Consider the following 26,402-nt stretch of genomic DNA (forward strand, 5'->3'; position numbering starts at 1 on the left):
GATTTAACGGGCAGGCATGGCATTCACGGCATCGCACTGCTGATTGCACCGAATATGCCTCGCAACAGCGGAGCGGCCGCCGTGCCCATATCGGACACAATAATCAATGTACCGCAGAATGTGATTGTCCCCCCCGACGCGAGCTTGAGCAGGCGAATCGAGGACATTGCACCAAGGTACCGAGCCGCCATCGCGACGGCATTGAATCGGGGAGTCGCGCCGATATCCATTGTTGTCTCCGTCTATTGATGGCCGCCCGAAACACGCCGGCAGCGGCCGTTTTTTTGCCGGTCCTTGACCCGACGACCGGTTGTAGTGTCACTATTTCCGGCCGAGCAATTCGGCGCCGGCGCCAAGCGCCGGGCCGGCGGTCGGATCGATCGTGTCCGGCTTTTTGGCAATCAGTGTCTGGGTGGTCAGAATCAAGCCGGCGACCGAAGCAGCGTTGCGTACCGCGCTATAGCTGACCTTGACCGGATCGATGATGCCCGCCTCCATCAGGTTGACGAACTTGCCCGTGCGGGCGTCTAGACCGACGCCCGGTTTCGCACGCACCGCCTCGGACACGATCGCCGCGCCGTCAAGGCCGCAATTGGTCGCGATGTGATAGAGCGGCTTCGCCAGCACGCGCTGCAGCAATCTCGCACCCTGTTGCACACTGCCGTGGGTCCGCGCAATCACGCCTTCGAGTTCGGCGGACACCCGCAGCAGCGCCATCCCGCCGCCTGGCACGATGCCCTCGGCAATCGCCGCGCGTGCCGCATTGATTGCGTCCTCGATCAGATGAAGCCGGCGCTTCTGTTCGACCGGCGTGGCGCCGCCGGCGAGGATCATCGCGGTACCGCCGGACAGCTTGGCGAGACGCACCTGAAATTTGTCGCGCTCGACATTCTCCGGGGCCATCTCATACTGACGCGCGACCTGCTGACGGCGTGCGGCAACGGCAGCCGGATCGCCGCCGCCAGCGGTAATGATGGTCTGGTTCGACGAGATGCGTACCTGGCGTGCGCTGCCAAGATCGCGCAGTTCCGTGGCTTCTAGCTTGCCGCCCAGATCACGGGCGATCACCCGCCCGCCTGTGACGATAGCGATATCCTCGAGCATGGCCTTGCGCCAATGGCCGTACTCCGGCGGATGAATCGCCGCCACCGGCACCCCGCCGTTGTCCCGCCACGCCAGCAGGGCCATGACACAGGCGGGGGCAACCTCCTCCGCAATGATCAGCAGCGGGCGTTTGCTGTGTGCCGCAAGCGCCTGTAGCGCCGCCACTTCCTCTGCCGACTGCAGCCGCTGATCGGTCATCAGAATGAGCGGATTGTCGAGCACCACCTGCATTCTCTCGATGTCCGTAACCATATGGTGAGAGAGGTAGCCGCGATCGAACGCCATCCCATCGACCACTTCGAGACGGGTTTCGACCGTCGTGCCGTACTCGACGTCGACGATGCCATCGGGACCCACTCGCTCGAGCGCTTCGGCCACCATCGCGCCGGTGACCTCGTCATTGGCGGCGACCACGGCCACGGCGCGCACCTCTTCGCTCCCGCGCAGCGGTGTCGCTGCCCGCCTGAGCGCCGCGATCACCTCGTCTACCGCGATCTCCAGCCCCTGAACCAGTTCAACGGGGTTGGCGCCGTCCGCGAGACTGGCGAGACCTTCCTGGACCAATGCATCGGCCAGCACGGTGGCCGTGGTGGTGCCGTCGCCGGCGACTTCATTGGTCTGCTTCGAGACTTCGCGCACCACCTGCGCACCGATGTTTTCGAACGGATCTTCCAGCTCGATCTCGTTGGCGATGCTCACACCATCGCGCGAGATGATCGGCGTGCCAATCGGGCGGTCGATGATCGCATTCATTCCGCGAGGGCCGAGCGTGCCTCGTACCGCTTTGGCCAGTTTGGCGACACCGCGGCCGAGCGCCATGCGGGCCTCGTCGTCGTGCAGCATGATATTCGGCATGATTCATCTCCTCCTGTTGGAATATTCTGGATTGCTACATTTCGAACTGATACCGCAGTGTTGCCGAATTACGCCAGCCCGACGGCCCTCTTCCAGTCGCCGACCGGCACGAAGTGCACGGGCTTGATCTCGACTTGTGGCGCGGCTGCGGCTGCGTCCGCCTCGCCGTACCGCGCCGCCAGCAAGCCGCGACACAACGCACTGTTGAATTCCGCATTGACGCCGACCCGCCGCAAGGCACGCAGGTAGGCGCCAAGCCCATCCGCATCGAGCAACGCACCCTGGTCGTCGACGAAAGCCGCTTCATCGGCCTGCGCGGCACCACTGGCACAGCCTCTGACGACGAAGCGCCGCTCCAGATAGCGTTCCACGAGTCGTCGGCTTGCGGAATCGTCAGGCAAGCCAGCGAGTTCCGCCACGCTCATGCGCACGAGCCGCGCAGGTTCAAGGCCGCGTTCGAGCAGTGACGTCAGGAGCGCTTCCTGTCGCCGCTGAAAAGCCTTGACCATGAAGGTCCGGCGGATGTCCTCGAGTTCACCGCTGGCCTCGGCTCCAAAGGTGTCCTGGAATGACCGCCCGGCCGCCACGCCGCGGTTTATTTCGTCGGCATACATATGTTCGCCGAGTCCGATCGTCACCTTCGTCACCCACGGTAAGCCCGCGACAGCAATGCGCATGTCGTCGGCCATCAGGAAGGCGAAGTTGGCGGCGCACCAGTAAGTCGGCAAGCGGAAGCCAATCTGCACGCCGCCGCCTGCGTCCACCTCCACGCGCGTGACGAAACCCAGTTCGGTCACCGATTCATCGAGTTCGGGGTCGGCGACCAATGCGAGTTGCGCCCACACCTCGGCGGTCCGATCGACGGCGGCCGTTGCGGCTTTCGCGTTCGTGGCGGCCATGGTATTCATGCCCCGACCGCAGCCGGCTGCCGGACATCCTTCAGCAACTTCTTCTGCGCCTCGACGTCAATACCGTACAACCGCGCCGCGTTGAGCCCGAGAATCTTCTTCTTCACCGTCAGCGACAGTTGCACACCGGTTTCCTTGCTGACGGACTCCGGCAATTCGAAGGCCATGAACTTCTCGATCAGCCATTTGGGCGACCAGATGCCATAGTCGCTGCCGTACAGGATCTTGTCTTCGCCGATCCAGAACAGCAGCTCCGAAATCACATGCGCGAAGTACTCCGGACGCGTGTGAATGAACGGCAGCACCACCGCAAGACCGCCGTAGACGTTCGTCTCCTGGGTCGCGATCCAGCAGAAATCGTCCAGTCGCGGCAGACCGCAGTGCTCGACGATGAAGTTCAGGTTCTGGAAGCTGGTCGCTGCGTCGTCGACATCGGCAACGTCGAAAGCGTCGCGATTCAGCGGCAGGATCGTCGGACCCTTGTGGACGTGGATGTTCTTGATACCGAGCTTCTCGCAGCGTTCCAGGTACTTCTGCACGCTGGGGTCCGACAGCTTGTAGCCCTTGCTGTCACCGCGCCACTCCGCCGTGTAGAGCTTGACGCCCTTGATCCCGTACGTCTCGGACAGCTCGTCCAGGTAGTCGAGTCCAGCCTCGCCGTCGCGCGGATCGAACGCGCCATTGACGATGAAACGGTGCGGGTGTTTTTTCTTCAGCTCGTAATTTTTCTCAGTCGTGTTGAATCCGTTCTTGTAAAAGTCCGTGAGGTAAGTCGGCTGGCAGATCGCCATGTCGTCGTAACCTTTGACGAACAGGTCGTCATACATGACTTCCGGGCCGTAGTTGTCGAACTTCTCCTTCGGCCACAAATACTCCTTGGGACTCAGGTTCGAGTGATACGCGTAAAAGCAATCGATGAACTGCTGGCCATGCACGTTCTTCAAGTTGGCCTTGCTGCCGTCCCATAGATGGACGTGTCCGTCGATGATGAAGATGTCTTCACCGTCCGTGGTTCGATACATGGCATGTGTCTCCGTAGTTGTTGCGAGCGGCCCGCCCCCGTCAGGGCGGCCGGACGCCTCATCAGATAGCGGGCTGCACGGTCACTCGTAGGCCATCGCGTCGTCCATGTTGCCGAACAGCACGACGGTCTCGTCATCGACCATCACCATCCGCCCATAGTGAGTCGAGGTGGATATCTCGAACAGATGCGGGGTCATCTCCCGGCCCAGCGCTTCGCTGATCTCGCCCATTTTGAATTCGATCTTGCCCTGCCCATCGATCCGGATCATGGCGGGCAGATAGGTCACCGTGATGCCGGGTTTATGGGTCATCAATTCGGCGATAGCACGAGCCTCGACGCTGTCGTTCATCGTGACGCCGCACTGATGGGAAATGGTCTGCTCGAAGCGAACATCTTTCATCGACTTGAAAATGTTGTCGTTATGCACTGACATTGCGTACTCCTCTTCGCGGTTGGGTTGTGCGGTTGGGTTATGCCGTTAGCTTGCGCGGTTGGATCAACTGGGCAAGGAACCCGTCAGGCCTGGAGTGCCAGCGGAAAGTGGACGCCAATCTCTCTGGCGATCATCTCCGCCCGCTCGATCGAACTGTTCAGGCAGTCGTTGAACTGCGCCGTCTTCACATGCGGAATCGACCAGATCGGCTGCAGGTGCTTCGCTGCTGAGGCGGCAAGCGCACCGTGCTTCTCCAGCCACTCGCCGAACAGTTTCCGATTGGCCTCGCCGTGCCTCGGATCGTTGGCCAGCATGTGAAACAGTTCAACTGCATTGGCCAGATTGCGCTCGTAGTCCCCCTCCGCTGCGGACACGACCGTGGGCGTCAGGAAGTCGTTCTGCGAAGCGGCGACCTGCATGATGAAACCGCTGCGGAACAGGTCCGCCACCATCGGCTCGAACACGACATTCACCGCAAAGTACTTTTCGAGGAAATCGGTGGCGCCGCCGATAGCCTCGACGGCCCGACGCGTTTCCTGCCAGATGGGATCGTTCAGCCAATGCTCCTTGCCGGCGTCTAGATCCATATTCGCCAGGTCCAGTGCGATCTCACCCAGGTAGAGCGTCAGGTCCTGAGCGAAGCGCAGCTTGTAGGAGGCGTTGGTCAGGATCGCGCTATTGATCATCTGCGTATAGCCGTAGCGCTGGGCGTGCATGGTGGCGGTGCCGAGGCCGAACTCCGCATGCTTGTACGCGCCAAGATGCTGCTCCAGCACCTTGACCCAGGTCTTATCGAAGCGCTTCACCGCGCCCGAGCGCCGCGCGTTGTTGACGGCGCCGGTGATCATGCCGACGATCGTCGACTGACGCTGGTAATGCGTGCGTTCCCACTCCTCGTCGACCGCACGGAATTTATGCCAGTCCGTGCTTTTGACTGCCGTCCACGTTTCCGAATAGGTCGGCGTACCATCCGCGAACGCGAGAATCCAGTCCTGAAGCAGATAGCGCTTCGGGTCCGGCTGGACATCGACGGTCATGTCCTCGTAGTGGGTCGCCTTGCGTCCCTTGGGTTCGAAGTAGTTGTATTTGCGGCTCTCCGAGCCCGCAAACTGGGCCGCGCCGGCTGCGCCTGACTTCAACGGTGCGACTTCCTGTAGCGACGTGCTCATGTTGCTCCTCCTTCCTCTTTCGGTTATCGGACTTTCGATCTGGCGCGATGCCTTGGCTTCCGTCAGCGAATAGCCTGGGTAAATTTGTCGAAATAGAGCCGCTCGGGCGCGACGCCCGCCATCTGCAGGACCGGCATCACTGCGTCGATCATCGGCGTCGGACCGCATGTGTACGCGTCGATCTCACCGTCCAGCGATTCCTCGCGCAATGCGCGGCCCAGCACTTCGTGAATGAAGCCGGTCGCGCCGGTCCAGTCATCGCCCGGCTCGGCGTCGGAAAGCGCCGGAATAAAGCGGAAATCAGGCAGCCGGTCCTCCAGTTCCGCGAAATCGTCGAGATAGAACAGATCGCGACGGCTGCGAGCGCCGTAGAAGAAACGAATCGGTCGTTCTTCGCCGCTTTGCACGTGATCGTTGAGGATCGACCACAGCGGCGACATCCCCGACCCTCCGCCTACCAGCACCAGTGGCCCCGGTTGGTCCTCGCGCCGGAAACATGTGCCGTACGGTCCCTTCGCCACCAGCCTGTCGCCCGGCTTCAGACCGCCGTCCAGTTGCGACGAGAAGGCGCCGTTGGGATACTTCTTGATGATGAATTCGAGCTTTCTCTGACCGTTTGGCGTGCTCGCCATCGAGAACGATCGCGTAATGCCGAGGCCCGGAATCGTCAGGTCCACATACTGACCCGCCCAGAAGCGCAGCGGCCGGGACAACTCCACTTCCAGCAGCCTGATGTCATGCGTCAGCGCGGTGATCTTCGTTAGCGTTGCGTCGTATTCACTCACGGCTATCGAACGGCGCATGAGGTCTTCGTCGTAGTTCAGCAGTTCGACTGTCAGATCGCTGAAGGCGAGCGCCCGGCACAACAGGATGTGATTGGTCTCGCGCTCGTAGTCAGGCAAAGCGAAGGTCGAGTACTTCTTCATTTCGACATCGCCCTCGATCAGCAAAGACTTGCAACTGCTGCACTGCCCCTCCTTGCACCCATGCATCACCGAGATACCCTGGCGAAAAGCGGCATCGAGCACGGTCTCGCCCTCCTCAACCGTCATCTCCACGCCGACCGGTTCGAATCGCACGGTATGAAGTACCTTGTCCTCTTCTGCGTCCGGCATGTCGGCCCTCTTCTCTTGCGTGTCACTCATGTCCATGTCGCCCACCTCACGCTTCTCGTTCGTCCGGGGCAGCCGCACCGCTGCCGCCGGACGACATGGCCTCGTCAGTTCACCGGATTGATCTTGAAACCAGCGCGATACTCGGCGATGTGTTTCTCGCGCTGTTCCGGTGTCATGTTGCGCAGCAGAACGATCGGGCTCTGGATGGTGTGCCCGCGAACATCGTCGAGCGTCCACATGTTCCTGTCGTCGAAACGCAGATGCGGTTGCGGCACCAGCGTCTTGCCGTCACTGCGCACGAAGCCGAGATCCTTGATGCAATCGGCCAGATCCCAGCCGTGGTAGCACTCTTCCCATTCGCGGCGTCCGCTGAAGCGTCCCATTGCCGGAGTCGGCCGCCCCTCGTATTCCGAGGCGAACGCCACCTTGTGAGTCCAGCGGCACAACTCCGAGCAGTACGTGTAGAGCTGACCATCGACCTCGTCGACTACGAAGTCTTCACGGATCAGGCACGGCACCAGGCAGCTCCAGCAGCGGTGCGGATACACATAGCCGTTCTCCTGGTCGAACAGCATGTTGGTCTCGCCGGGCACGCTCTTCTTCGCGTACCACTTCCAGAAGTCGCCGAATTCGGCGTACCAGCCCGGGTACTTGTGCTCGAACCACTCGAAGTCTTTTTCGGTCTGCGCTTCGATGCGCCAGAAGTTGACCGGCCAGCCCACGGCAAAGAACTGCGCGACCTTGTGGACATAGTTCTGTTTGACGATGCGATCCCACGCCGCGGCGACATCGTCGTGATGGATCTTGATGCCGTACTTTTCCAGCGGCAGCATGTAGGTACGGTAGTAATCCTCATAGATCCACCGGTGCCACAGCTCGGCATACGATTCCTTGTTCTTGTCGCGATCCGCGGTCCCGTATTCGATGAAGGTGCCGATTGCCGCATCGACGATCGCGTGGTTTTGCCAGAAGGCGTAGCGCAGGTCGCGCTCGAGCAGCAGGTGGTTGTCCGGGTCGTTGATGATTGACATCACCAGCGAATGGCCATTGCCGATGTGCCGGCTTTCGTCAGACTGCACCGAAAGAAACACTGTCGGCAGCGCATAGTCGCCGTTGCGTGCGGCTTCCGACGGCATGGCGACAAACAGCGTATTGGTGAATGCCGTTTCAGCGACCACCTGCAGAAACACGTTGGCCGCAGTCACCGCATCGCCTGTGAGGAAGCCTTCGGCAAACTGACGGCCGATGGTGGTTGCATAGCATTTACCGAATGCCGCCTCGGTAATATCAAACCCGGCGGGGTCGATATAGTTCTCCATGTACCACTTCTTCAGATTCATCTGGATCGTTGAGTGCCGGAACTCGTCGACCATCTGCATCGTGAAACCGGTTCGCAACTCTTCGCCTGGCGCGAGCCGTCCAAGCATCGCCATCGAACGTGCCGCCGAAATTTCCGGGAACGGGATGATCGCAAGGAACAACTTCATCCATTCGACCCAGCGCGGCTCGACATTGCGGAACATGTCGCCGCGCAACGCCGCGTCGAGTGCGCCATAGACGCGGTTATCCTTTTCCTCCTGCATCGGAAAATACGAGCGCAGCACCTGCTTCATCGGGTCGCGCGGCGCCTTGCTGATCTTGTAGTCGGTCGGGAAGGTCATCGCTTCCTGGACGTAACTGGGTGTCCAGCCGAGATCGGCGACGCGACGGGCCGCCTCGCCGATACTGATCCCTCGCTGCGAGGTGATCTTGTTTAGCGTTAATCCATCAGACATTGGGCTCTCCTTGTTCCATTTCACGATAACCGTCGTACGGCGACGCTTCGGGGCAGGGCTGGCTCGTGCCGCGGCCAGAGTCAACAACGCGGGTGTAGTCGAACCACGCTAGCGAAAATTGGCGGGAGCAATGCTGAAGGACGTATGTCCAGATTCGTTCTTCATGAACGTGTCTCCTGCCATTTCTGTTTTGCGCTTCGGGACTGCAACGCTTTCCTTGTGACTTGCCCTAATAGAGCGATAAGCGTGCCAGGCAACGTTGGCTCAGGGTTGACGAGGCTGAGCCGTGCAAACAGGTCTTTGTGAAGCCATCAGCGCAAGTGTTCTGTTGTGTTATGCGACATTCGTGTTTGATGGACCTGTCCGATATTGGGACGCATCCTCTGCCGAATAAATAATCTGGTGTACTGATCTAACTTCGTGAATGACGGCCAGAGGAACCGCAAAAAATTCAGGTGCGAACTGCTACTACAGGCCGATCCCCCCGTGACTCTCGCCCTTATAGATCACGCTGGGAGAGTTATCGCCAGGCGGCTTGCCCTCGGCGACAAAGCGCGCGGCGAGGATCATGGCGCCCATGGCGAAATCTTTGCCATAGGCCGCGATCATCGCGTCTGCGAGCGAGCCTAACCGCTCGAAGAACTGGTCCTTGGACGGGTATTGCTCATTCATAGCTGCCTCCTTCCTCGCATGTGATGAATCTCGTTACACGCTCATCCCGGACTTCTGAAGCGGAACAACAGGTCCGGCAAGAACACGAGCGCAAGCTCGCCGGCCTCCGTGCCCAACGCCAACCGCGCGCCGTCAGGGGACCATGCAACGGTGCTGACCGGACTGCTGCCGGAGTGCTTGATGACCAGGACATCGCCGCTGCCCGGCTGGCACAGCAGCACCGCGCCGCTGTGGTAACCCACTGCAATCAGCGGATGCGTGGGATGGCAGGCGACTTGACTGACCGGCGTCTTGCTTGACACGCCGCATTCGTGCGGCTGGTCATTGCCGCCGGGCGGATCGAACCGCCAGCAGACGGGCCGCAGACCACCGCTCGTTGCAAGAAACCGGCTGTCCGCGGAAAAAGATAGCGATCGAGGTTGCCCCGGGTACCCCCCCATTTCGATGTCGCCACCGTCGGAGAGTCGCCAGCCGTGCAGCGCGTTTTCTTCCATACCGCTCACCAGATAGCGGCCGTCAGGGCTCCACGCGACGGTGCGGTGATAACCGGGCCACGCCAGATGACGTTGTTCATGGGTGTCGGCGGACCATAGCGTGACTCCGCCCTGATGCGAGATCGCCGCTTGCCTGCCGGTGGGATCGAAAGCGAGGGCCGTCGCAGAGCCGGCTAGTGTCAGACTGCCGGGCTTCGTCCCCAACAAGTGGACCCGGCGGCCGGTTGCATAGGCGCGCACGCCTGCAGGACTCGCTGCGACCAGGTCGATCCACTCGCCGGCCTTGTCCACGAGGACTTGGCTGGCGCCATCGACGGCCAGGTGGACGAGGCGACCGTCGTCTCCGCCGCTGAGAAATCCTCCTGCGGGGTCGGCGGCAAGCCCAAGACAGGTGCTCTCGTGGACGCTAAAGCGCGCCAGTGGCGTGGGCGGCGCTTGCGCCTGCACGAACTCGACACCGCCGCTTTCGCGCGGCGTGAGCCGTGGCCCGCCTTCCCATGTGCCGGTTGCGAGCGCCAGCGTCCCGTCACCCAGCGCGAAGCCGGCGTATAGCCCCGTGACGTCCCAGGCGGCCGCGACGACGGGCGCCTCCGCCACCCAACGCGCGCCGAGCAATTCGATCAGAGGCGGGGGCGCGTTCATGAGTCGATCTCACAGTGCCTGATGCTCTCGCGCAAGCCGCGCCGATCGAGATTGCGCCCGATGAACACCAACCGGCTATCGCGATGTTCGTCCACTCGCCAGGGCCGGTCGAAGTCCGTGTCCATCGTCATGTGCACGCCCTGGAAGACGAAGCGGCGCTCCGATCCGGCCAGATCGACGATGCCTTTCGCCCGCAGCAGATCCTGGCCTTGCTCTACCACCAGTTGCTGCAGCCACGACAGGAAGCGGGTGCGCTCGAGGGGTTTGTCGACGCGCAACGACACGCTGTCTATGTCGTGACTGTGCCGTCCGCGATGGATGGAAGCGCGAGTATCAACGCGAGAATCGACCGGAACATAGCGATAGCTGCGGTCGCCACGCGGCAACGCGCTACCCTCGTCTTGCGACGGGGCGAGATGCATACGCTTGAGATCGAACGCACCGCGATCGAGCAGCGCAGCGAGTGGCACCGCACATCTGACACTGGGCAGCAGTTCCGCGGTCGGGTTGATGCGCCGGATTTCCTCCTGTATCGCCGCGAGCCCTGCCATGTCGACCAGGTCGGTTTTGTTGAGCAGCACGATGTCCGCTTGTGCGAGTTGCTCCGCAGCCTCGCGGCTGTCGGAGAGGCGCGCTTGCAGATGGCAGGCGTCGACGACGCAGATCACGCTGTCGAGGCGCGTGTGCTGCCGGATGAGATCGTCGATAAAGAATGTTTGCACCACGGGCGCGGGGTCCGCCAAACCGGATGTTTCGATCAGGATTCCATCGAAACCGCCCTTGCGTCTGACGAGCCCCGACACCACGCGAATCAGGTCGCCCCGTACCTTGCAGCAGATACAGCCGTTATTCAGCTCGACAACTTCGTCTTCAGCGCCCACGACTAGATCGCCGTCGATACCGATCGCGCCGAATTCATTGACGATCACCGCATAGCGCCGGCCATGCTGCTCACGCAGAATGCGATTGAGCAGCGTGGTCTTACCCGCGCCGAGAAAACCGGTGAGAACAGTGACCGGGATTCGATTCATTGCCAGCCCCCCTGGTTTGAGCCCGGAAGCATCGCGTCGAGATTGACCAACTCCTCTTCGAGCCCGGCGCGCTCGGATTCGATCGCCTGCAATGCGCGTTCGGCGTCGCTCAGCCGTTCACGCAATTGCGCGATGTTCCGCGTGCCATCGGGCGAGACGCCGTCGCGCTTCTCGCATGCCAGCGCGCACGCCAACTCGATCTCGGCGCCCGCACGGCGGCTCTCGCCGCGCAAGTGGTGGGAGTTGACCTCAGTCAGTGCGATGACCAGTCGCATGCGCTCAAAGAGCCGCATTGCGTCTTGCTGCGCCACGGTGTTCTCCCTTCAGGCCGAAGCCGATCCGCTACGGAATCAGCACCGCACGGCCCTTGATCTTGCCGTGGTGCAGATCCTTGAGCGCCTGGTTCGCGTCGCTCAAGCGATATTCCCGGGTCGCCAGATGAACCAGTCCACGGTCGGCCAGCGCCATCAATTCGACCAGCTCGGGATAGGTGCCGACCAGATTGCCGACAATCGTTTTCTCGCTGGTGATCATGTCGATGGTCGGCAACTCGATCTTCCCGCCATAGCCGACGATGTAATAGAACCCGGCGTTGCGCGTCATGGCGAGTCCCTTGGCGATCGCGTCGCCTTCGCCGACAAAATCGATGACCGCCTCCGCGCCGTTGCCGCCAGTCAACTCAAGCACGCTCTCGACTTCGTTTCCATCGCCCTTGACGGTATGGTGCGCGCCGCATTCCTTCGCAAGCTGCAGCGCGGTCTCGGACCGATCGACCACGATGATTTCCGCCGCGCACAGTGCGTTCAATACCTGAATGCCGATGTGACCCAGGCCGCCGGCGCCGATCACGACCGCGAACTGGCCGGGAAGCAGGTGGCGCGACGCCTTTTTTGCCGCGCGATACGCCGTGAGTCCGGCGTCGGTATAAGGTGCGACGTCTTTAGGCGCGAGCGACTTCGGTAGCTGAATCAGCGAGCGTTCGCCGGTCAGCAGATACTGGGCATAGCCGCCGTTCGCATTGATGCCGGGAAACCGGCTGTCGGTCGCGTGCATATCGTCGCCGCGGCGGCATGCAAGACAATGGCCGCTCGTCACCAGCGGATGGCAGATCACCGGATCACCCACCTTCACGCTTTCGACGCCGCGTCCGACCGCTTCGACCCAGCCGGCATTCTCATGGCCCATGATGTAGGGCAAAGCCACGTCGACCTTGCTGCGCCATATGCCTTCAACAACGTGAAGATCGGTGCGGCACACACCGGCGCCGCCGATACGGACGATCACGTCGGTAGGGCGTTCGATCTTCGGATCCGCGAACTCTTCGTAGCGCACGAATTCGTCGCGGGACAATGACTCGTCGTACTGATGCAGCACTGCGGCTTTCACGTTTCGCCTCCTCCAATCGTTGTGTTTCGAGTTCGAGCATGTGGCCGGCCACTGCAAGACTCGCCTCGGACGCTTGCGACTTTTTCTATCGCTTTCTGAGCAAGCCCTGTGCCAATGATCCTGAAATCACCAGGAGTGGGCGCGGTCTACACGATGGACAAGGCGCGACTGATACGCACGGAACTCAACGCCAGTCGTGGCCGGCCCGTACTGTCGCAAAATCGGACATAGGGTTAGAGACAGACCGTTGGGTCTGTTTCAAAATGGGACATATCGCATTTGCTGAAGTGTGCGGCTCTTCAAGGCATCGCGCGGCGGAGCCAAGCGTATGGCGCACCCTGGCAGGGCCGCGCGTGTACGCCCAGCGCCGAACGTTCGCTCGTTCATCGCGAGTCGGTTCGGCGCTGAGCCATCTCACTGCGCCCGAACTTCGATGGAAACCCGCCTGTCCGGCTGAAGGCAAGCGATAACTGCCCTGCTCTCGCCGGCTGGACATTGGGTTGTCGAGTCACGGGAGCCCACTCCCGTCGCGTGAATCACCTCACCGTTCAGCCCATGATTGACCATGTATTCCCGTATCGTCTCTGCACGGGCCAGTGACAATGGCTGGTTGAGCGTTTCCGGCCCGAGGCGGTCGGTATGGCCGACTACCGAAATGGATTGAATACCGCTTCGTTGCTTGATACGCGCGATGACCTGCTCGAGGTTGGCCGCGCCGCCCGGCAAGATCGAAGCCAGACTGGACTGCCCAAAGGCAAACAGGGTATCGGTTTGCAGCACGAACTGGGCGACCGTTTGCTCGGACGCGCCCGGCTGCGCGGCCGCTGCAGGCGCGGTATCAGGCGCTCCACCGCACGCGAAGGTGAGTCGTCGCGTTACATCGGCGTCGTCATTATCCGCCTGGAGGCGCCCGACCTTCTGCACCGCTCGAACAGGTTCTCCGCGGCATATCTGCTGGGCCACTTTCATGCATGTGGCGGGTCCCTCGAAGAGCCCATGACATTCGACCTGATGAAGCCTCGTACCGTCCGCGGCCGTGACCGTATAAGCATTAAACGTCGGCCCGGATGCACTCGAACATCCGGCAAGCAAAGCAAGGCTCAGCGATAAGCCCCATCCAGAAAACTGCTTCATTGTGTTCTCCATACTGTTTTTCGTACGTCCGGTTCGGAGCACGATCATGTTGTCCGCACTTGAGCGAAGGCGTCTGCGCTCTACCATTGCATGGCCGCGCCCATCCCGAAGGTCGTGCCGCCGGGACTCATGCCCACACCGGCTTTCATCTTGATGTTCTCGGTGATGCGCGCGGTTCCGCCCAGCGCGACGGCCTGATAGCCGCGGAAACCCGCCGTGCCGATGCCAAATGACAAGGTTCTGTCCTTGTCGACCTCCGGAATCATCGTCAATGCCGTCGCTGCGGCGATACCGGAATAAGCGTTGCGCGCGACGGAGTTGATGCCCGATTGCAACTGGTCCACCCGTTGATCGGTATAGGCATTCGCCTGCGCGAGCCCGGCATTGAGCTGGTTCACGTTGACTGCATCCGTCCCCTGCGTTCCCGCCGCCACATTCGCCACCTGCCGCGTATCGTTAAGTGCGCCGACGGATACCACGTTGCTGCGGCCCCCGTCCGTGCTATTGGAACCCAGCGCCACCGAGTTATTCCCGCTCGCGGCTGCGCCGACACCCACAGCGGTCGCGCCATTCGCGCTGGCTTGCGAACTGTTGCCGACCGCCGTGCTATTCGAGCCGGAAGCTACCGAGCCCTGCCCGCCCGCCGAAGAATTCGATCCGGTGGACGCGGGTGAAGAACCAGGAGTGGACGAGAAGGGGGCACCGCCGCCCCCGTTTTGATTATTGATCAGCGTGGTCAACTGCGTGGTGACTGCGGCAAGCTGGCTTACGTTCACCGCGTCGGTTCCAGCCTTGCCGGCTGCCACGCCGGTGATCTGCCGATTGCCGATATTGACCTCGCCCGCGGACGACTGCGGACTGCTCAACCCGTACGCAATGTAATTACTCAAGGCACCAACCGTCGTCACCGATCCCGCGCCTAGCGCAACGCTGTTTGCCATCGACGCGCTCGCGCCTGAACCCATCGCGACCGCATCGATGGCGCTGCTTTGCGCCCCCGAACCGATAGCAATGCCGCCTGCATTCGCAGCCTTTGCGTTCGCCCCTTGTGCGATCGACTGGGCGCCGCTTGCGATGGAGCCGCTGCCGAGCGCAATTGCGTCGGCCTGTGCCGCATTCGAGCTTTCGCCGATCGCGACGCCACCCGGCGCCGTCGAATCGACGATTGCCCCGTTGCCGATACCCACGCCGTTGTCGCCGTTGACCACCGTTGTCGGCCCGACAGCAATCGACTGCGCGCCGACCGCGAGCGAATCCGCCGCCGTCGAGTTCGCGTGAAAGTACATCTGTCCGCTAACGGCGAACGACGACAGCGCGCCGGCAAGCTGCCTGATGGTCACCGCATCCTGCGCCTGCGTGCCGTCCGCGACGTTGGTCAACTGGCGATACGTATTGCCGGTCGCGCTGCCGAAAGATACTGCGCCGAGCAGTGTTTGATCCGACGTGTTGAAGGGAATCGCATGGGTGCCGTTGGCGATCGAGCCGATGCCGGAGAGAACCGCGCGATTGGACACCGATCCCGAGCCGATGGCGACCCCGCCGGCCACCGATGCGCTCGACAGAGCGCCCAGTGCAAGCGCGTTGTCCGCTTGTGCGGCAGCACCGTTGCCGCCAGCGAAGCTGCTCACGCCGCTTGCGGTTGCCCCCACGCCCGCCGCCAGCGCGTTGGTGCCGGTGGCGCCATCGTTGTTGTAGTTACCGCCCTGCGTGCCGCCATCGTTGACACTGTAGTAGTGCGTCTTGCTGGCCGTCACTACGCTGGCGAGGCTGCCGACCGCCTGATCCGTCGCGTACAGCTGCGAGCCGTTCACCGCGTCGGTACTGGCCGCACTCACCCGGCCAGCTGCCACGTTGGTCACCGTACGCTCGTTACCTGCGCTGCCCACGCTCACCGTGCTCGTCGGGGCAGTCCCTGCGTACGTGTAGGCCGTGCCGTTGATCGTGTCGCCGGTCGTTACCACTGCCGCAGCCGTGGTCGAACCGCTGCCCAGCGCCACGGCATTGGCGTTATTGGCCACCGCGCCCTGACCCAGGGCTGTGCTGCTGGCGCCGGCCGCGGTGGCGGCCACGCCCGCCGCAAGCGCGTTGGTGCCGGTGGCGCCGTCGTCAGCGTAGTTGGCACTCTGAGTACCGCCGTCGTTGACGCTGTAGTAGTGCGTCTTGTTGGCGGTTATCGTCGTGGACAGACTGCTGACTGCCTGATCGGTCGCATATAGCTGCGAGCCGTTCACTGCGTCGGTGCTGGTCGCGCTCACCCGGCCTGCCGCCACGTTGGTCACCGTGCGCTCGTTGCCTACGCTGCCCACGCTCACCGTGCTCGTCGGGACAGTACCGGCGTACGTGTAGGCCGTGCCGTTGATCGTGACGCCTGTCGTCGGCACCGCCGCGGCTGTTGTCGATGCGCTGCCCAGCGCCACGCTATTGGCAAACGTCGAGCTCGCCCCTGCTCCAAGCGCTACGGCGTCCGTGGCGCTACTCTGCGCGCCGGAGCCCACAGCAACGCCGCCCTGGTTAGCGGCATTCGCGTTGGCACCTTGCGCGATCGACTGCGCACCGCTCGCGACTGCGCCGCTGCCGAGCGCCATGGCGTCGGCCGCGGCCGAATGCGTTTGCTGGCCGATTGCGATCCCACCAGGCGCCGTCGTATCGACCACTGCCCCGTCGCCGACACCGACGCCGTTGTCTCCGTTGACGACAGTCGTCGGTCCGACGGCGATCGACTGCGCGCCCACCGCCAGCGAATCGGCCGCCGTCGAATTCGCGTGAAAATAGTTCGTGCCCGTCACCGAGAACGATGACAATGCGCCCGCGAGTTGCCTGACGGTGACTGCGTCTTGCGCCTGCGTGCCGTCGGCGACGTTAGTCAACTGACGGTAGGCGGTGCTACTGCCGACGGACACCGCACCCAGCAAGGTCTCGTCGGAGGTATTGAACGGAATCGCGTGGGAGCCGTTGGCGATAGATCCGACCCCGGGCAGAACCGTGCGATCTGAAACCGATCCCGATCCGATCGCCACACCGCCGACGATCGAAGCAGTCGCTTGCAGCCCGAATGCAGTTGCGTTGTTCGCCAGCGCCTGGGCACCGTTGCCCAGCGCCGTGCTGCTTACCCCCGAAGCCAGGGCGCCGACACCCGCAGCGAGGGCGTTAACGCCAGTGGCGCCGTCGTCGGCATAGTTGGCGCCCTGTGTACCGCCGTCGTTGACGCTGTAGTAATGCGTCTTGTTGGCGGTTACCGTCGAGGAAAGAGTGTCGACTGCCTGATCGGTCGCATACAACTGCGAGCCGTTCACGGCGTCGGTACTGGTCGCGCTCAACCGGCCCGCAGCAACGTTCGTCACGGTGCGTTCCGCGCCCACCTTGCCGACACTCACCGTACTCGCCGGCGTGGTGCCCGCAAACGTGTAGGCGGTGCCGTTGATGGTCGCCCCTGGCGTCCCCACCGCTGCGGCCGTCGTGCTTCCCGCACCCAGTGCCACCGCGCCGGCATTGGTGACCGTGGCTCCGGAGCCGATCGCAACGCCTTGCGTCGCCACGGCCGACACCGTAGCAGCGTCGCCGAACGCAACCGAACCGGCATTGTTCGCTTGCGATGCATTGCCGAGCGCGACAGCGCCCTGCCCAGTCGCTGTATTGCCATTGCCGAGCGCCACCGCGCCCTGGCCGTTGGACGTATTGTTCGCGCCCATGGTTATTGCACCGGTCCCGATCGCCGAGTTCGGATCGCCGATGGCGACCGCGCCATTGCCGCTGGCCGTATTGCCAACGCCAATCGACACGGCCTTGCCACCTGTGGCCGTTGCCGTCTGACCAATCGCTATGGCACCGGCCGTGTTCGCGATTGCCCCGGTACCCTGGGCGATCGAATCGCCGCCCGTGGCTTGAGCCCCGTTGCCCAAGGCAATATCGTTGGCCGTCGTCGGCGCGCCATTCACGCCGGCTACCGCATTCAGGCCCTGGGCGATTGAATCGTTGCCGAAAGCATTGGCAGCCGGCCCCACTGCAATCGCGTTGGTGCCAGTTGGAACGCTGTCCGCCAGCACCGAATTGGTGTGGAAATATTTGATCCCGGCGCCATTGTTGATGTTGGAGATCGCCGTGGTATTGACCGATACCTGCTGGTTGGTTGCAAACAGCTGCGAACCGTTCACCGCGTTCGTGCTCGTGGTGCTCAGTTGCCCTGCCGCCACATTTGCAATCTGCCGGTCAGCGCCTGCCGTGCCCACGCTCACGACACCTGCCGGCGCACCGCCGGCAAATGTATAAGCCGTGCCGCCAATGATCGCACCGCTGGTGGCGACAGCGCCAGTTGTCACAGTGCTGCCCTGGCCCAGTGCAACATTGCTGCCGGTCGTGCCAGCCGAAATGCTCGCGCCCTGGCCCAATACCGTCGCATCGGCATTACCGTTGTCAGTAGACTGGTTGCCCAGCACCGTGGAGGATGCACCCGTCGCGCTCGCGCCGAAACCACCGGCACTGGCATTGGCTCCGCTCGATACCGGTTGTACTGCCGTCACACTGTTGTTCGATACAAATGGACCAGACTGGCCGTTGACGATAGACGTCAGATTCTGGTTCGTTGCAAACAATTGCGACCCGTTCACAGCGTCCGTGCTCGTTGCGTTCAACGCAGCCGGCGCCATGTTGGTAATCGTCACCGGGGACCCGGCTCCCACTCCGCCAGTCGCACCGAGGGTGATCTTCGTACCACCAGCCGCGTCGTATTTGACCGCGATATTCGCCGTGTTATCGATATTCGTGTTCAGCGCAGTCAAAGCACCCGCAACGGTCGTCTGCGCCGTGGGTCCGGTTACGGCTCCGGTACTGCTGACGCTGTTGATCGGCTGACTAAAGCCAGTGAGATTGCCGGTAGCTGCGCTATAGCTTGCGCCGCCGCCTAATGTGCTCGCCGTCGACGTGCCCAGGTTATTGACGCCGGTGACGACGGTATTCAGCTGCGAGCCATTGATGGCATCGGTGCTGGCGGCCGAAATCACGCCCGCCGCCACGTTCTGCAGTTGCCGCTCCTGCCCCGCCGAGCCGATCGACACCACACCATTGGCCGCGCTCGCGATGCCGGCCGCGGTGCCGCCGTAGAGGGCAGTGGTACCCGCATGCGGCGCTGCAGTTGTACTTCCCGCACCCAGCGCAACGTCATTCGCGTTGCTGGCCGACGCGTTCGGTCCGATCGCGACACTGTTGGCGCCCAGCGCCTGGCTGTCCGGTGCACTCGAGTTAGCGTGGAAGTACTTGATGCCCGGCGTCGTGCCGCCACCGGTCAAGGCGTTGACCAGATTCTGCACTGAGGTATAGGTATTGCCGCCGTAGCTCAGGCTGGTGGTCAACGCACCGGTCGTGGTGTTATAGGTGCTGCCACCGCCCAGGCTGGAGGCCGCACTGTTGCCCAGACCGGTCACCTGGCCGCTCAGCGTATGGCCCACGTTGTACAACTGGCTGCCATTCACCGCATCGGTGCTGGTGGCGCTCACCTCGCCGTCGGCCAGTTGGGTAATCTGGCGCTGACCGACCGCCACCGCACCGTTGGTCGGCGCCTGGCGCACGGTGAAAGTCTGGCCGTTCACCACGGCATTGGCCGTCGTGTAGGTGGTGGTCGCGTCCGCTCCGTTGCTGGTCGTGCCGTTACCGAGCGCGACATCCCCCGCGCCGTTGGCCACCGCACCTGAACCCACCGCCGTGCTGTTGGTGCCGGTCGCCGTTGGCGCCGTATATGTGGTCGGATTACCGGTGATCCACCTGTTTGCCGCCGAGGTGGTCGAGCTGGTCAACTGACTGACGTTCACCGCATCGGTTGGATTGACCCCCGCGGCGAGGTTGGTGATAGTGACGCCGCCCGCGGGTGCGCCCACGCCGCCGGTCGCACCGAGGGTGATCTTCGTGCCACCCGCCGCGTCGTACTTGACCGCGATATTTGCAGTGTTATCAATGTTCGTGTTCAGCGCAGTCAAGGCACCCGCAACCGTCGTCTGCGCCGTAGGTCCGGTCACGGCCCCGGTACTGCTGACGCTGTTGATCGGCTGGCTAAAGCCGGTGAGATTGCCGGTGGCTGCGCTATAGCTGGCGCCGCCGCCTAATGTGCTTGCTGTCGACGTGCCCAGGTTATTGACGCCGGTGACGACAGTATTCAGTTGCGAGCCGTTGATGGCATCGGTGCTGGCGGCCGAAATCACGCCCGCCGCCACGTTCTGCAGTTGCCGCTCCTTCCCAGCCGAGCCGACCGACACCACGCCATTGGCCGCGCTCGCGATCCCGGCCGCCGTGCCGCCGTAAAGCGCAGTGGTGCCCGTATGTGGCGCTGCCGTTGTACTGCCCGCACCCAACGCGACGTCGTTCGCGTTGCTGGCTGACGCGCCGGCACCCAGCGCGATCGCACGGGCCTGGTTGGCCACCGCCGAATCGCCAAGTGCCAGCGCGCTCGCGCCGTTCGCGTTGCTCGCGTTGCCCAGCGCGACGGCGCCTTGACCATTGGCGGTATTGCCGTTGCCCTGCGCTACTGCGCCATCGCCCGTGGCGGTATTGTTCGCACCCACAGCGACAGCACCATTGCCGGTCGCGGTATTGGGATCGCCAATCGCGACCGCGCCGTTGCCGCTGGCGGTCTGCGCCTGACCGAGCGCCACTGCGCCCGTCCCGCCGAGTACCTGTGAGTTGTGCCCGCCGGCGAATGAACCCGCGCCGGCTGCGGCAGCGACGGTGCTGCCGTCGCCGATGGCAACCGTGGAGGCGGCGAGCGCACGTGCGCCATTGCCTATGGCAGAGGCATTGGTCGCGTTAGCCGTTGCTGAGGTACCCATGGCGACGGCATCGGTATTGGCTCCCGTCTGGGCCGAATCGCCTATCGCAATGGACGAGGAGCCAGCCGAACTCGCGCCAGAGCCAATCGCAATGGCGCGGATGCCCGACGCCGCGGCGCCCGCCACCGTCGCTGGGGCAGACGCGCCGCCTTCCGCGACAGAATCCGCTCCGCCCAACGCTATCGCATTAGCACCACTCGCATTGGAGCCGTTCATCATGCCGAGCGAGTTGAGCCCTGAGGCGGCGGCGCCCGCCCCCAATGCCACCGCATTCTGTGCCGTGGCTTTGGACACTGTGCCGGCGGCCAGCGAAGAGGGACCGGATGCAGTCACGTCCGTGCCAATGCCAATCGCACCCGCCGCCGTTGCGCCCGTGCCTGCGACGGCACGCGGCCCAAGATAAACGGCGTTGAGGCCGCTTGCGATGGATTGAAAACCGACTGCGACAGCATGCGTCCCGGAGGCTGTGGCGACATAACCCATCCCGACGGCTCCAGGCCCGCTCACCACCGCCTGGAAGCCAATCGCGGTGGCATAGTCAGCGTTCGAGGTAACGTCGGTGCCAATGGCAATGGACGATATCCCCGTCGAACCGGTACCCGCGGCGGTGCGCGCTCCCAGATAAACGGCGTTGACACCAGTGGCACTGGCTCCCGAGCCAACGGCTACACCGTTGGTTTGCGAACCGGTGGCTCCGCTGCCCAACGCGACGACGCCCGACGCGGCAGCGTTGGCGCTCGCGCCCAGTGCAACGCCGTTATCTCCAGTTGCTTTCGCCAAGGGGCCGACGGCAGTCGACTGGTTGCCGCTCGAGACGACGTCAAGGCCAACACCGATGGCCGACGTTCCGGTAGCGGCGACATCCGTGCCAATGGCAATCGCCGACTGTGCGGTCGCGCCGGTACCCCCGGCGCTGCGCGCACCCAGGTAGATAGCGTTGGTAGCACTGGCAATGGCTTGAAAGCCAACGGACAAGGCATTAAGTCCAGTACTGTTGGCGGCATAACCTACCGCAGTGGCTCCGCCTCCAGAGGCCGTGGACTGAAAGCCCACGCACGTGGTGCTGCCGCTATAGAAGTTGAAGGGTGCCGTAGCGCAGCTCACCTGCGCCTGCGCCTGCGCGGCCCACCCCCCCAAACCCATCAACAACAGTACGGTGACGACACGCGGACTGGCACCGTGCAGCGCCGAAGCACCATGTTCACCATGCTCACCGCTGCGCCCATCGCATAGGGAGGCAGCCGCTCCTGACTTTCCCTTGCCGCGCGACGTGTCCAACTCCGACGCGGCTACGAAGGCGCCCAGCGCCTTGTTCCAGATGGTCCGATATGCTTTGTTCATGTCGTTGCCTCACCAGATAATTGAAATGAGAAGTTCATAAGCACGAGCGTGTGCATGCACCCTATTTACTAAGGATGCCTATTTATAGTGTTTAAGACGTCTCGCTACGGCGCGAGTTGCTTTAGCGCTGGAGCTCCGGCAAGTTGTTTCCGCCCTCGGTGAATGACGAATTCTGAGCGCGAGCGAATACCCACGCAGACGATGTAATTCGCATGACTAATTAGGCGATGAGGGTCGGTCCGATGGCCGGCTTTCGGCGGAGCTGGCCGCTGATGCGTTCGACGAATGTCTGGGTTATGAAGGTCCGAAGGGGAGACGTAGAGGAAAGGCGGTCGCGTGGCGGAGCGCCAATTGCCGGCCAGACTGATGCGCTTTCTTCGCCGAGCCAGTGCCCGGCTCTGTTCCGACTGGGATATTCATCGTTACTGCCCCTCAGTAGCCTGTTGCAACGTTCCCTCGGCTCGTGGCATGACAAATAGTCTTGCGCCAGGCTACACGCACCGCTTTTCTTTCTCGCAACATCTTGAGCACTATGTGAGACGAAGACCGCCAAGCTATTCGCATCGAATGCGACATCTCTCTTTATTAAATCGTGTAATGAAAAGAAAGTTAAGTGCTCGCGGGGAACTTTCTCATAGGTCTTTTAATTTGTCTACAAAAAGCCTTTGCGACATCTGGGCATTGCAAAATTTAACAATTGGTGAGCCATGAACCTATTGCGAATTCGCCTTTGGACTGCGTCACGCTCGACGCGGCATGGTGTTTGCATTGCGGCCATAAATCGCTGCCAGCGGGCTGCCGAGCCTTGCTGCGAAAGTCATCGATGCGCGGAACGTAATTTATTTCATAATCCTTTCAACGCCATACAGATTAAATACGCATCGGGATTTCCTTACGGAAAACTAAGGATTTCCTGTACTTTTCCCGGTATTTTTTAAGTCAGTTTTGTGAAACAATTCTTATTAATTAAATTCATGCAAGACAGATAACGAAGACTCTTCCAGTCTCGCCATTGTTCTCACGCCCTTGTGAAAGCCAGGGAGTGAAAATGAAATGGAAATTCATTCGATACTGCTGTGTTCCCAGACGCTTCTACTCCTTCAACGTCCGCCCGCGCCGACTGATTCGTTTTTCGTAGATGCAGGAGCGGATTATTGAAGCATTTTCTTTTCGTGCCAGTTCACACTTTTATTAACATGCTCTTCCTCTGCAACTTTCCCCGGCGCTTCGCCCGCTGCCGCGACACAAGGGCGGCGGCAGCGGGATAGCGACAAATCACTTACCAGCGATAGCCAACGCCCGCGCCTGCACCCACGGAACCGTGACCAGAAACACCCGTAGTAATCGAGCCTTTGACCATCCACTTTTGCGTCGCGACCGACAGACCCAGAGCCATCGCAGACTGCCCGCCGTAGTTGCCGGCTCCGAGTGCTACAACCTTCTCACCCGGCAACACAGCTTGCGGCAAATTCGCCATGGCGATTGCGGACGCTGTACCCGCGCTCGCGTCACGGCGATATTTCTGCATGTCATCGCGAACGCTGTTGATTGCGCCATTCAACTGCCGCACGTTGACTGCATCAGTCGGAGCCGTACCGTCTGCAACGTTGGTAATCTGACGCTCAGCACCCGGCGCACCAACCGAAACTGTGTTGTCCCGGTCTGCGACCGAATTTGCACCCAGGGCAACCGAATTATTCGCGGTGGCCTGGCTGTTGGTGCCGATTGCGGTCGAATCCGTGCCTGTGACTTTGGAATTCGTGCCGATGGCGGTTGCACGCGCAGCCGTGACAGTCGAGTTCGTGCCGATTGCCGTACCATCTTGACCCGAGACATTCGAGCCGTTACCGACAGCGGTTCCGTTGGGAACGGATACGACCGAATTGTTACCAACTGCCGTACCTGTCGGGTCTGCAACCGTGCCATTCGAGCCGGATGTCGAGATCTTGTCGACCGTGGTGGTGATTGACGCCAGATTGGTCGAGAGTGCCGAAACCTGCGAAGCAATCGAGAAAAGCTGCGAGCCGTTCACCGCGTCCGTACTCGTTGCGCTAATCTGCCCTGCGGCGACATTTTGCAACTGGTGTTCCTGACCCACCGCGCCGATACTCACGACACCGGTCGGCGTCGCGCCTGCGAAGCCACCGAACGTAACCCCGTTCAATGTGACGCTACTCACGTTCGTTGCTGCACGTGTGACAGCGCCGGAACCGAGCGCCGTCGATTCGGCGGTCGAAGCCACGGCCGCGTTACCGATCGCGATTGAATTGGCGCCCGTCGCCTGTGTGACAGTACCCAGCGCAATCGTATTGGCCGATGCGGCATTCGCCCCGAAACCAATCGCGACAGCGGCGCCTGATGATGCGGTTGAAGACTGACCAACTGCAATGGCCGATCCCCCGCTCGCCACGCTCGAGTTACCAAGCGCCACCGCGCTACCGCCGCTTGCCGTTGCGGAAAGACCCACTGCCATTGCGCTGTTGCCGCTTGCGTTCGACCCGGCGCCTACCGCTACGGAATTCACATCAACTGCCGAGGCATTCTCACCAATAGCGATTGCGTTCTGGGCAGTTGCCTGTGCGCGGGAAACTGCAACGCTACCGATCCCGGATGCAACGGAATCCACACCTATGGCCGTAGCGTCACCTGCACTCGCGTTCGCCTGAAAACCCACCGCCGTGCCGCCCGCGGCTGAACTATTGGTGCCGACCGCCGTTGAGAACTGAAAAGTAGTGTGTGCCTGAGCACCAATCGCAGTCGAGTTAGGATTCGCCGCGCTCGACCCACCGCCGAAAGCTACTGCTTGGTTGCCGGTTGCGACCGAATTTGCGCCAACTGCCGTGGCATTCTGGCCGCTTGCAGTTACCGTATCACCCAGAGCGGTTGCGGCCCCGCCCTGCGCTGACACATTAACGCCAACAGCAGTATTCTGGCTTGAGCCGTCGGCACCAGCCGCAGCAACGAAACCACCTCCGCCAGTACTGGCGACCGGCGCCGTTGCACCACCAATCGTTACGACGGTAGTTCCGGTTTCACCGCCCACTGCAAGGTTGTCCGCATGCGCATATCCCGCCGACAGCATGAGTGCTGTCAATACAGCCAGCGGTACTTTGGACGTGAGCGGACTACCACCCTGCCCCATTTCCGTTTGTCCCGCTTCGCCCTGCACGCCGCGCTGCGTCTCGGCTGCCGCGACCACCGCGCCAAGTCGACGATTCCAAACCAACTTATATCTGCTCTTGTTCATTACGTTCCGCTCTCGCTTGTCTGATGATCAATAAAGGGATTCATATCTGGTCTCCGTCACGCTCAATTTGATGAGTCTTTGGCTTGCCCGCGCCGTCCGGTTTTCCCCGGCGTGCCGTTCGATAGCGCCTGTTGCTACAGGGCGTCGACCGTCGCAGTCAAGCCGCTGATTCCTACACTTACGAATGTATGAATTAGCAACTTTGTGTAAGGACGCGAGGAATTATGGGCAGCGTTACTGCTGCAATCGTTTTGCTCGAGGGTCGAAATGCTTTGCCGGAGGGAAAATTCTTTTGCTATCCGTGTGGAAACCGCTCGATTTAAATTGAATTAACAATCTGGTACGCTTCGCGGCTTTATGCTGGCGACCGATCCCCGCGAGCCTCAAGCTGAGCAATCAGCCGCCGTTAACCAGGAACGTACCCGTCAGCTCCTTTCGCCTACACGATGTCGCCCCGAAACACTGCCCTCACGGATGCCCATCTTCTTGTGGTAGACGACCAGCCAGACCAGCTTCGATTGTTGATTGACGTATTGCGCAATGCTGGATGCCGGATCAGCGTCGGATTCGACGGGTCACAGGCTTATCAACGAGCACTGGCGATTTCACCCGACCTGATCCTGATGGACGTACGGATGCCGCGGATGGATGGATTCGCTGCCTGCCGGCTTCTTGCCGCGGACCCCCGCACCTCTGCGATTCCCGTCATATTTCTGACCGTGGCTGGGGACCTTCACGATCGGATCAACGGTCTGGAAATCGGTGGCGTGGACTACGTGCTCAAGCCATTCGAGGCGGACGAGGTACTTGCACGGATTCGCGTACACCTCACCCGGACGCGCGGCAATCGGCACACCGACGATGAGGTATCCGCTTCGGACTTCACAGGCAACAGCGTCATCGTTCGCGCGGCCATTCGACATTTGTCGCAAAGGCTGAACGATGCGCCAACGGTCGAACAACTCGCCCGCCTCGTGGGGACCAATGAAAAACGACTGTCGCGTGCGTTTCGGGACAACCTTGGCCAAACAGTATTCGAGTATCTCCGCGACGAACGCTTGCGGATTGCACAAAAGCTATTGAGCAGCACCCCGTTGAGTATCGCCAGCATCGCCGAAGAAATTGGTTTTTCCAGTGCCGCGAATTTCGCCACGGCGTTTCGCGAGCGATTTGGTATGCCCCCGTCAACCTATCGGGAGGAATTTCGCAGTCGGGATCTGGCTGATACCGTGGAACCCGCCCTCGAGGCAGAGTAACGAC

The 26,402-nt window shown here is 61.8% G+C and carries 17 protein-coding genes; 1 reads left to right on the forward strand and 16 read right to left on the reverse strand.

All coding sequences use genetic code 11. The annotated features are described in order from the left end of the window. Positions 1 to 23: 23 nt before the first annotated feature. From M0D67_RS12670 to M0D67_RS12745, 16 genes are all read right to left on the reverse strand, one after another. Complete coding sequence (locus M0D67_RS12670) at positions 24 to 230, reverse strand: hypothetical protein (protein WP_154561454.1); 207 nt, start codon at positions 228 to 230, stop codon at positions 24 to 26. Positions 231 to 321: 91 nt separating this feature from the next. Further along, positions 322 to 1,959: a molecular chaperone GroEL gene (locus tag M0D67_RS12675; RefSeq protein WP_171926415.1), complete on the reverse strand. Its 1,638-nt coding sequence runs from the start codon at positions 1,957 to 1,959 to the stop codon at positions 322 to 324. Positions 1,960 to 2,027: 68 nt separating this feature from the next. After that, on the reverse strand, positions 2,028 to 2,858 hold the full coding sequence (locus M0D67_RS12680) for a metal-sulfur cluster assembly factor (RefSeq protein WP_216674214.1): 831 nt from the start codon (positions 2,856 to 2,858) through the stop codon (positions 2,028 to 2,030). A 5-nt stretch (positions 2,859 to 2,863) separates the two neighbouring features. After that, entirely contained in the window at positions 2,864 to 3,889 is a 1,026-nt protein-coding gene (locus M0D67_RS12685; RefSeq protein WP_266238897.1) for an amidohydrolase family protein, read from the reverse strand. 81 nt (positions 3,890 to 3,970) lie between these two features. Next, positions 3,971 to 4,324, reverse strand: a complete 354-nt coding sequence (locus M0D67_RS12690) for an MmoB/DmpM family protein (RefSeq protein WP_093632508.1) — start codon at positions 4,322 to 4,324, stop codon at positions 3,971 to 3,973. 83 nt (positions 4,325 to 4,407) lie between these two features. Then, on the reverse strand, positions 4,408 to 5,493 hold the full coding sequence (locus M0D67_RS12695; protein ID WP_171926412.1) for an aromatic/alkene monooxygenase hydroxylase subunit beta: 1,086 nt from the start codon (positions 5,491 to 5,493) through the stop codon (positions 4,408 to 4,410). Between the two features lie 62 nt (positions 5,494 to 5,555). Next, positions 5,556 to 6,638, reverse strand: coding sequence for an NADH:ubiquinone reductase (Na(+)-transporting) subunit F (locus M0D67_RS12700; RefSeq protein ID WP_171926411.1), 1,083 nt, complete (start codon positions 6,636 to 6,638; stop codon positions 5,556 to 5,558). A gap of 74 nt (positions 6,639 to 6,712) precedes the next feature. Next, complete coding sequence (locus M0D67_RS12705) at positions 6,713 to 8,383, reverse strand: aromatic/alkene/methane monooxygenase hydroxylase/oxygenase subunit alpha (protein WP_093632506.1); 1,671 nt, start codon at positions 8,381 to 8,383, stop codon at positions 6,713 to 6,715. A 468-nt stretch (positions 8,384 to 8,851) separates the two neighbouring features. Beyond that, positions 8,852 to 9,055 carry a hypothetical protein gene (locus tag M0D67_RS12710; protein ID WP_171926410.1) on the reverse strand — a complete coding sequence of 68 codons (204 nt, stop codon included), beginning with the start codon at positions 9,053 to 9,055 and terminating at the stop codon, positions 8,852 to 8,854. A 41-nt stretch (positions 9,056 to 9,096) separates the two neighbouring features. Further along, a complete protein-coding gene (locus M0D67_RS12715; protein ID WP_171926409.1) occupies positions 9,097 to 10,191 on the reverse strand; it encodes a WD40 repeat domain-containing protein in 1,095 nt (364 codons plus the stop codon). Next, positions 10,188 to 11,222, reverse strand: a complete 1,035-nt coding sequence (locus M0D67_RS12720) for a GTP-binding protein (protein ID WP_171926408.1) — start codon at positions 11,220 to 11,222, stop codon at positions 10,188 to 10,190. The genes M0D67_RS12715 and M0D67_RS12720 overlap by 4 nt, the downstream gene beginning before the upstream one ends. Continuing rightward, a complete protein-coding gene (locus M0D67_RS12725; protein ID WP_266238898.1) occupies positions 11,219 to 11,533 on the reverse strand; it encodes a hypothetical protein in 315 nt (104 codons plus the stop codon). Before M0D67_RS12725 ends, M0D67_RS12720 begins: the two co-directional genes overlap by 4 nt. A gap of 31 nt (positions 11,534 to 11,564) precedes the next feature. Further along, on the reverse strand, positions 11,565 to 12,608 hold the full coding sequence (locus M0D67_RS12730) for an NAD(P)-dependent alcohol dehydrogenase (protein ID WP_093632502.1): 1,044 nt from the start codon (positions 12,606 to 12,608) through the stop codon (positions 11,565 to 11,567). Between the two features lie 414 nt (positions 12,609 to 13,022). Next, positions 13,023 to 13,790, reverse strand: coding sequence for an OmpA family protein (locus M0D67_RS12735; RefSeq protein ID WP_233468809.1), 768 nt, complete (start codon positions 13,788 to 13,790; stop codon positions 13,023 to 13,025). Positions 13,791 to 13,822: 32 nt separating this feature from the next. Further along, positions 13,823 to 21,895: an ESPR-type extended signal peptide-containing protein gene (locus M0D67_RS12740; RefSeq protein WP_171926407.1), complete on the reverse strand. Its 8,073-nt coding sequence runs from the start codon at positions 21,893 to 21,895 to the stop codon at positions 13,823 to 13,825. Positions 21,896 to 23,174: 1,279 nt separating this feature from the next. Next, positions 23,175 to 25,142: a YadA family autotransporter adhesin gene (locus M0D67_RS12745; RefSeq protein ID WP_171926406.1), complete on the reverse strand. Its 1,968-nt coding sequence runs from the start codon at positions 25,140 to 25,142 to the stop codon at positions 23,175 to 23,177. A gap of 446 nt (positions 25,143 to 25,588) precedes the next feature. Between M0D67_RS12745 and M0D67_RS12750 the strand changes: the two genes are divergently transcribed. Next, positions 25,589 to 26,398, forward strand: a complete 810-nt coding sequence (locus M0D67_RS12750; protein ID WP_171926405.1) for a response regulator — start codon at positions 25,589 to 25,591, stop codon at positions 26,396 to 26,398. The last annotated feature ends 4 nt before the right edge of the window (positions 26,399 to 26,402 follow it).

Source organism: Paraburkholderia sp. SECH4 (assembly GCF_030511745.1).
In the GTDB taxonomy this organism is placed as follows: Bacteria; Pseudomonadota; Gammaproteobacteria; order Burkholderiales; family Burkholderiaceae; genus Paraburkholderia; species Paraburkholderia madseniana.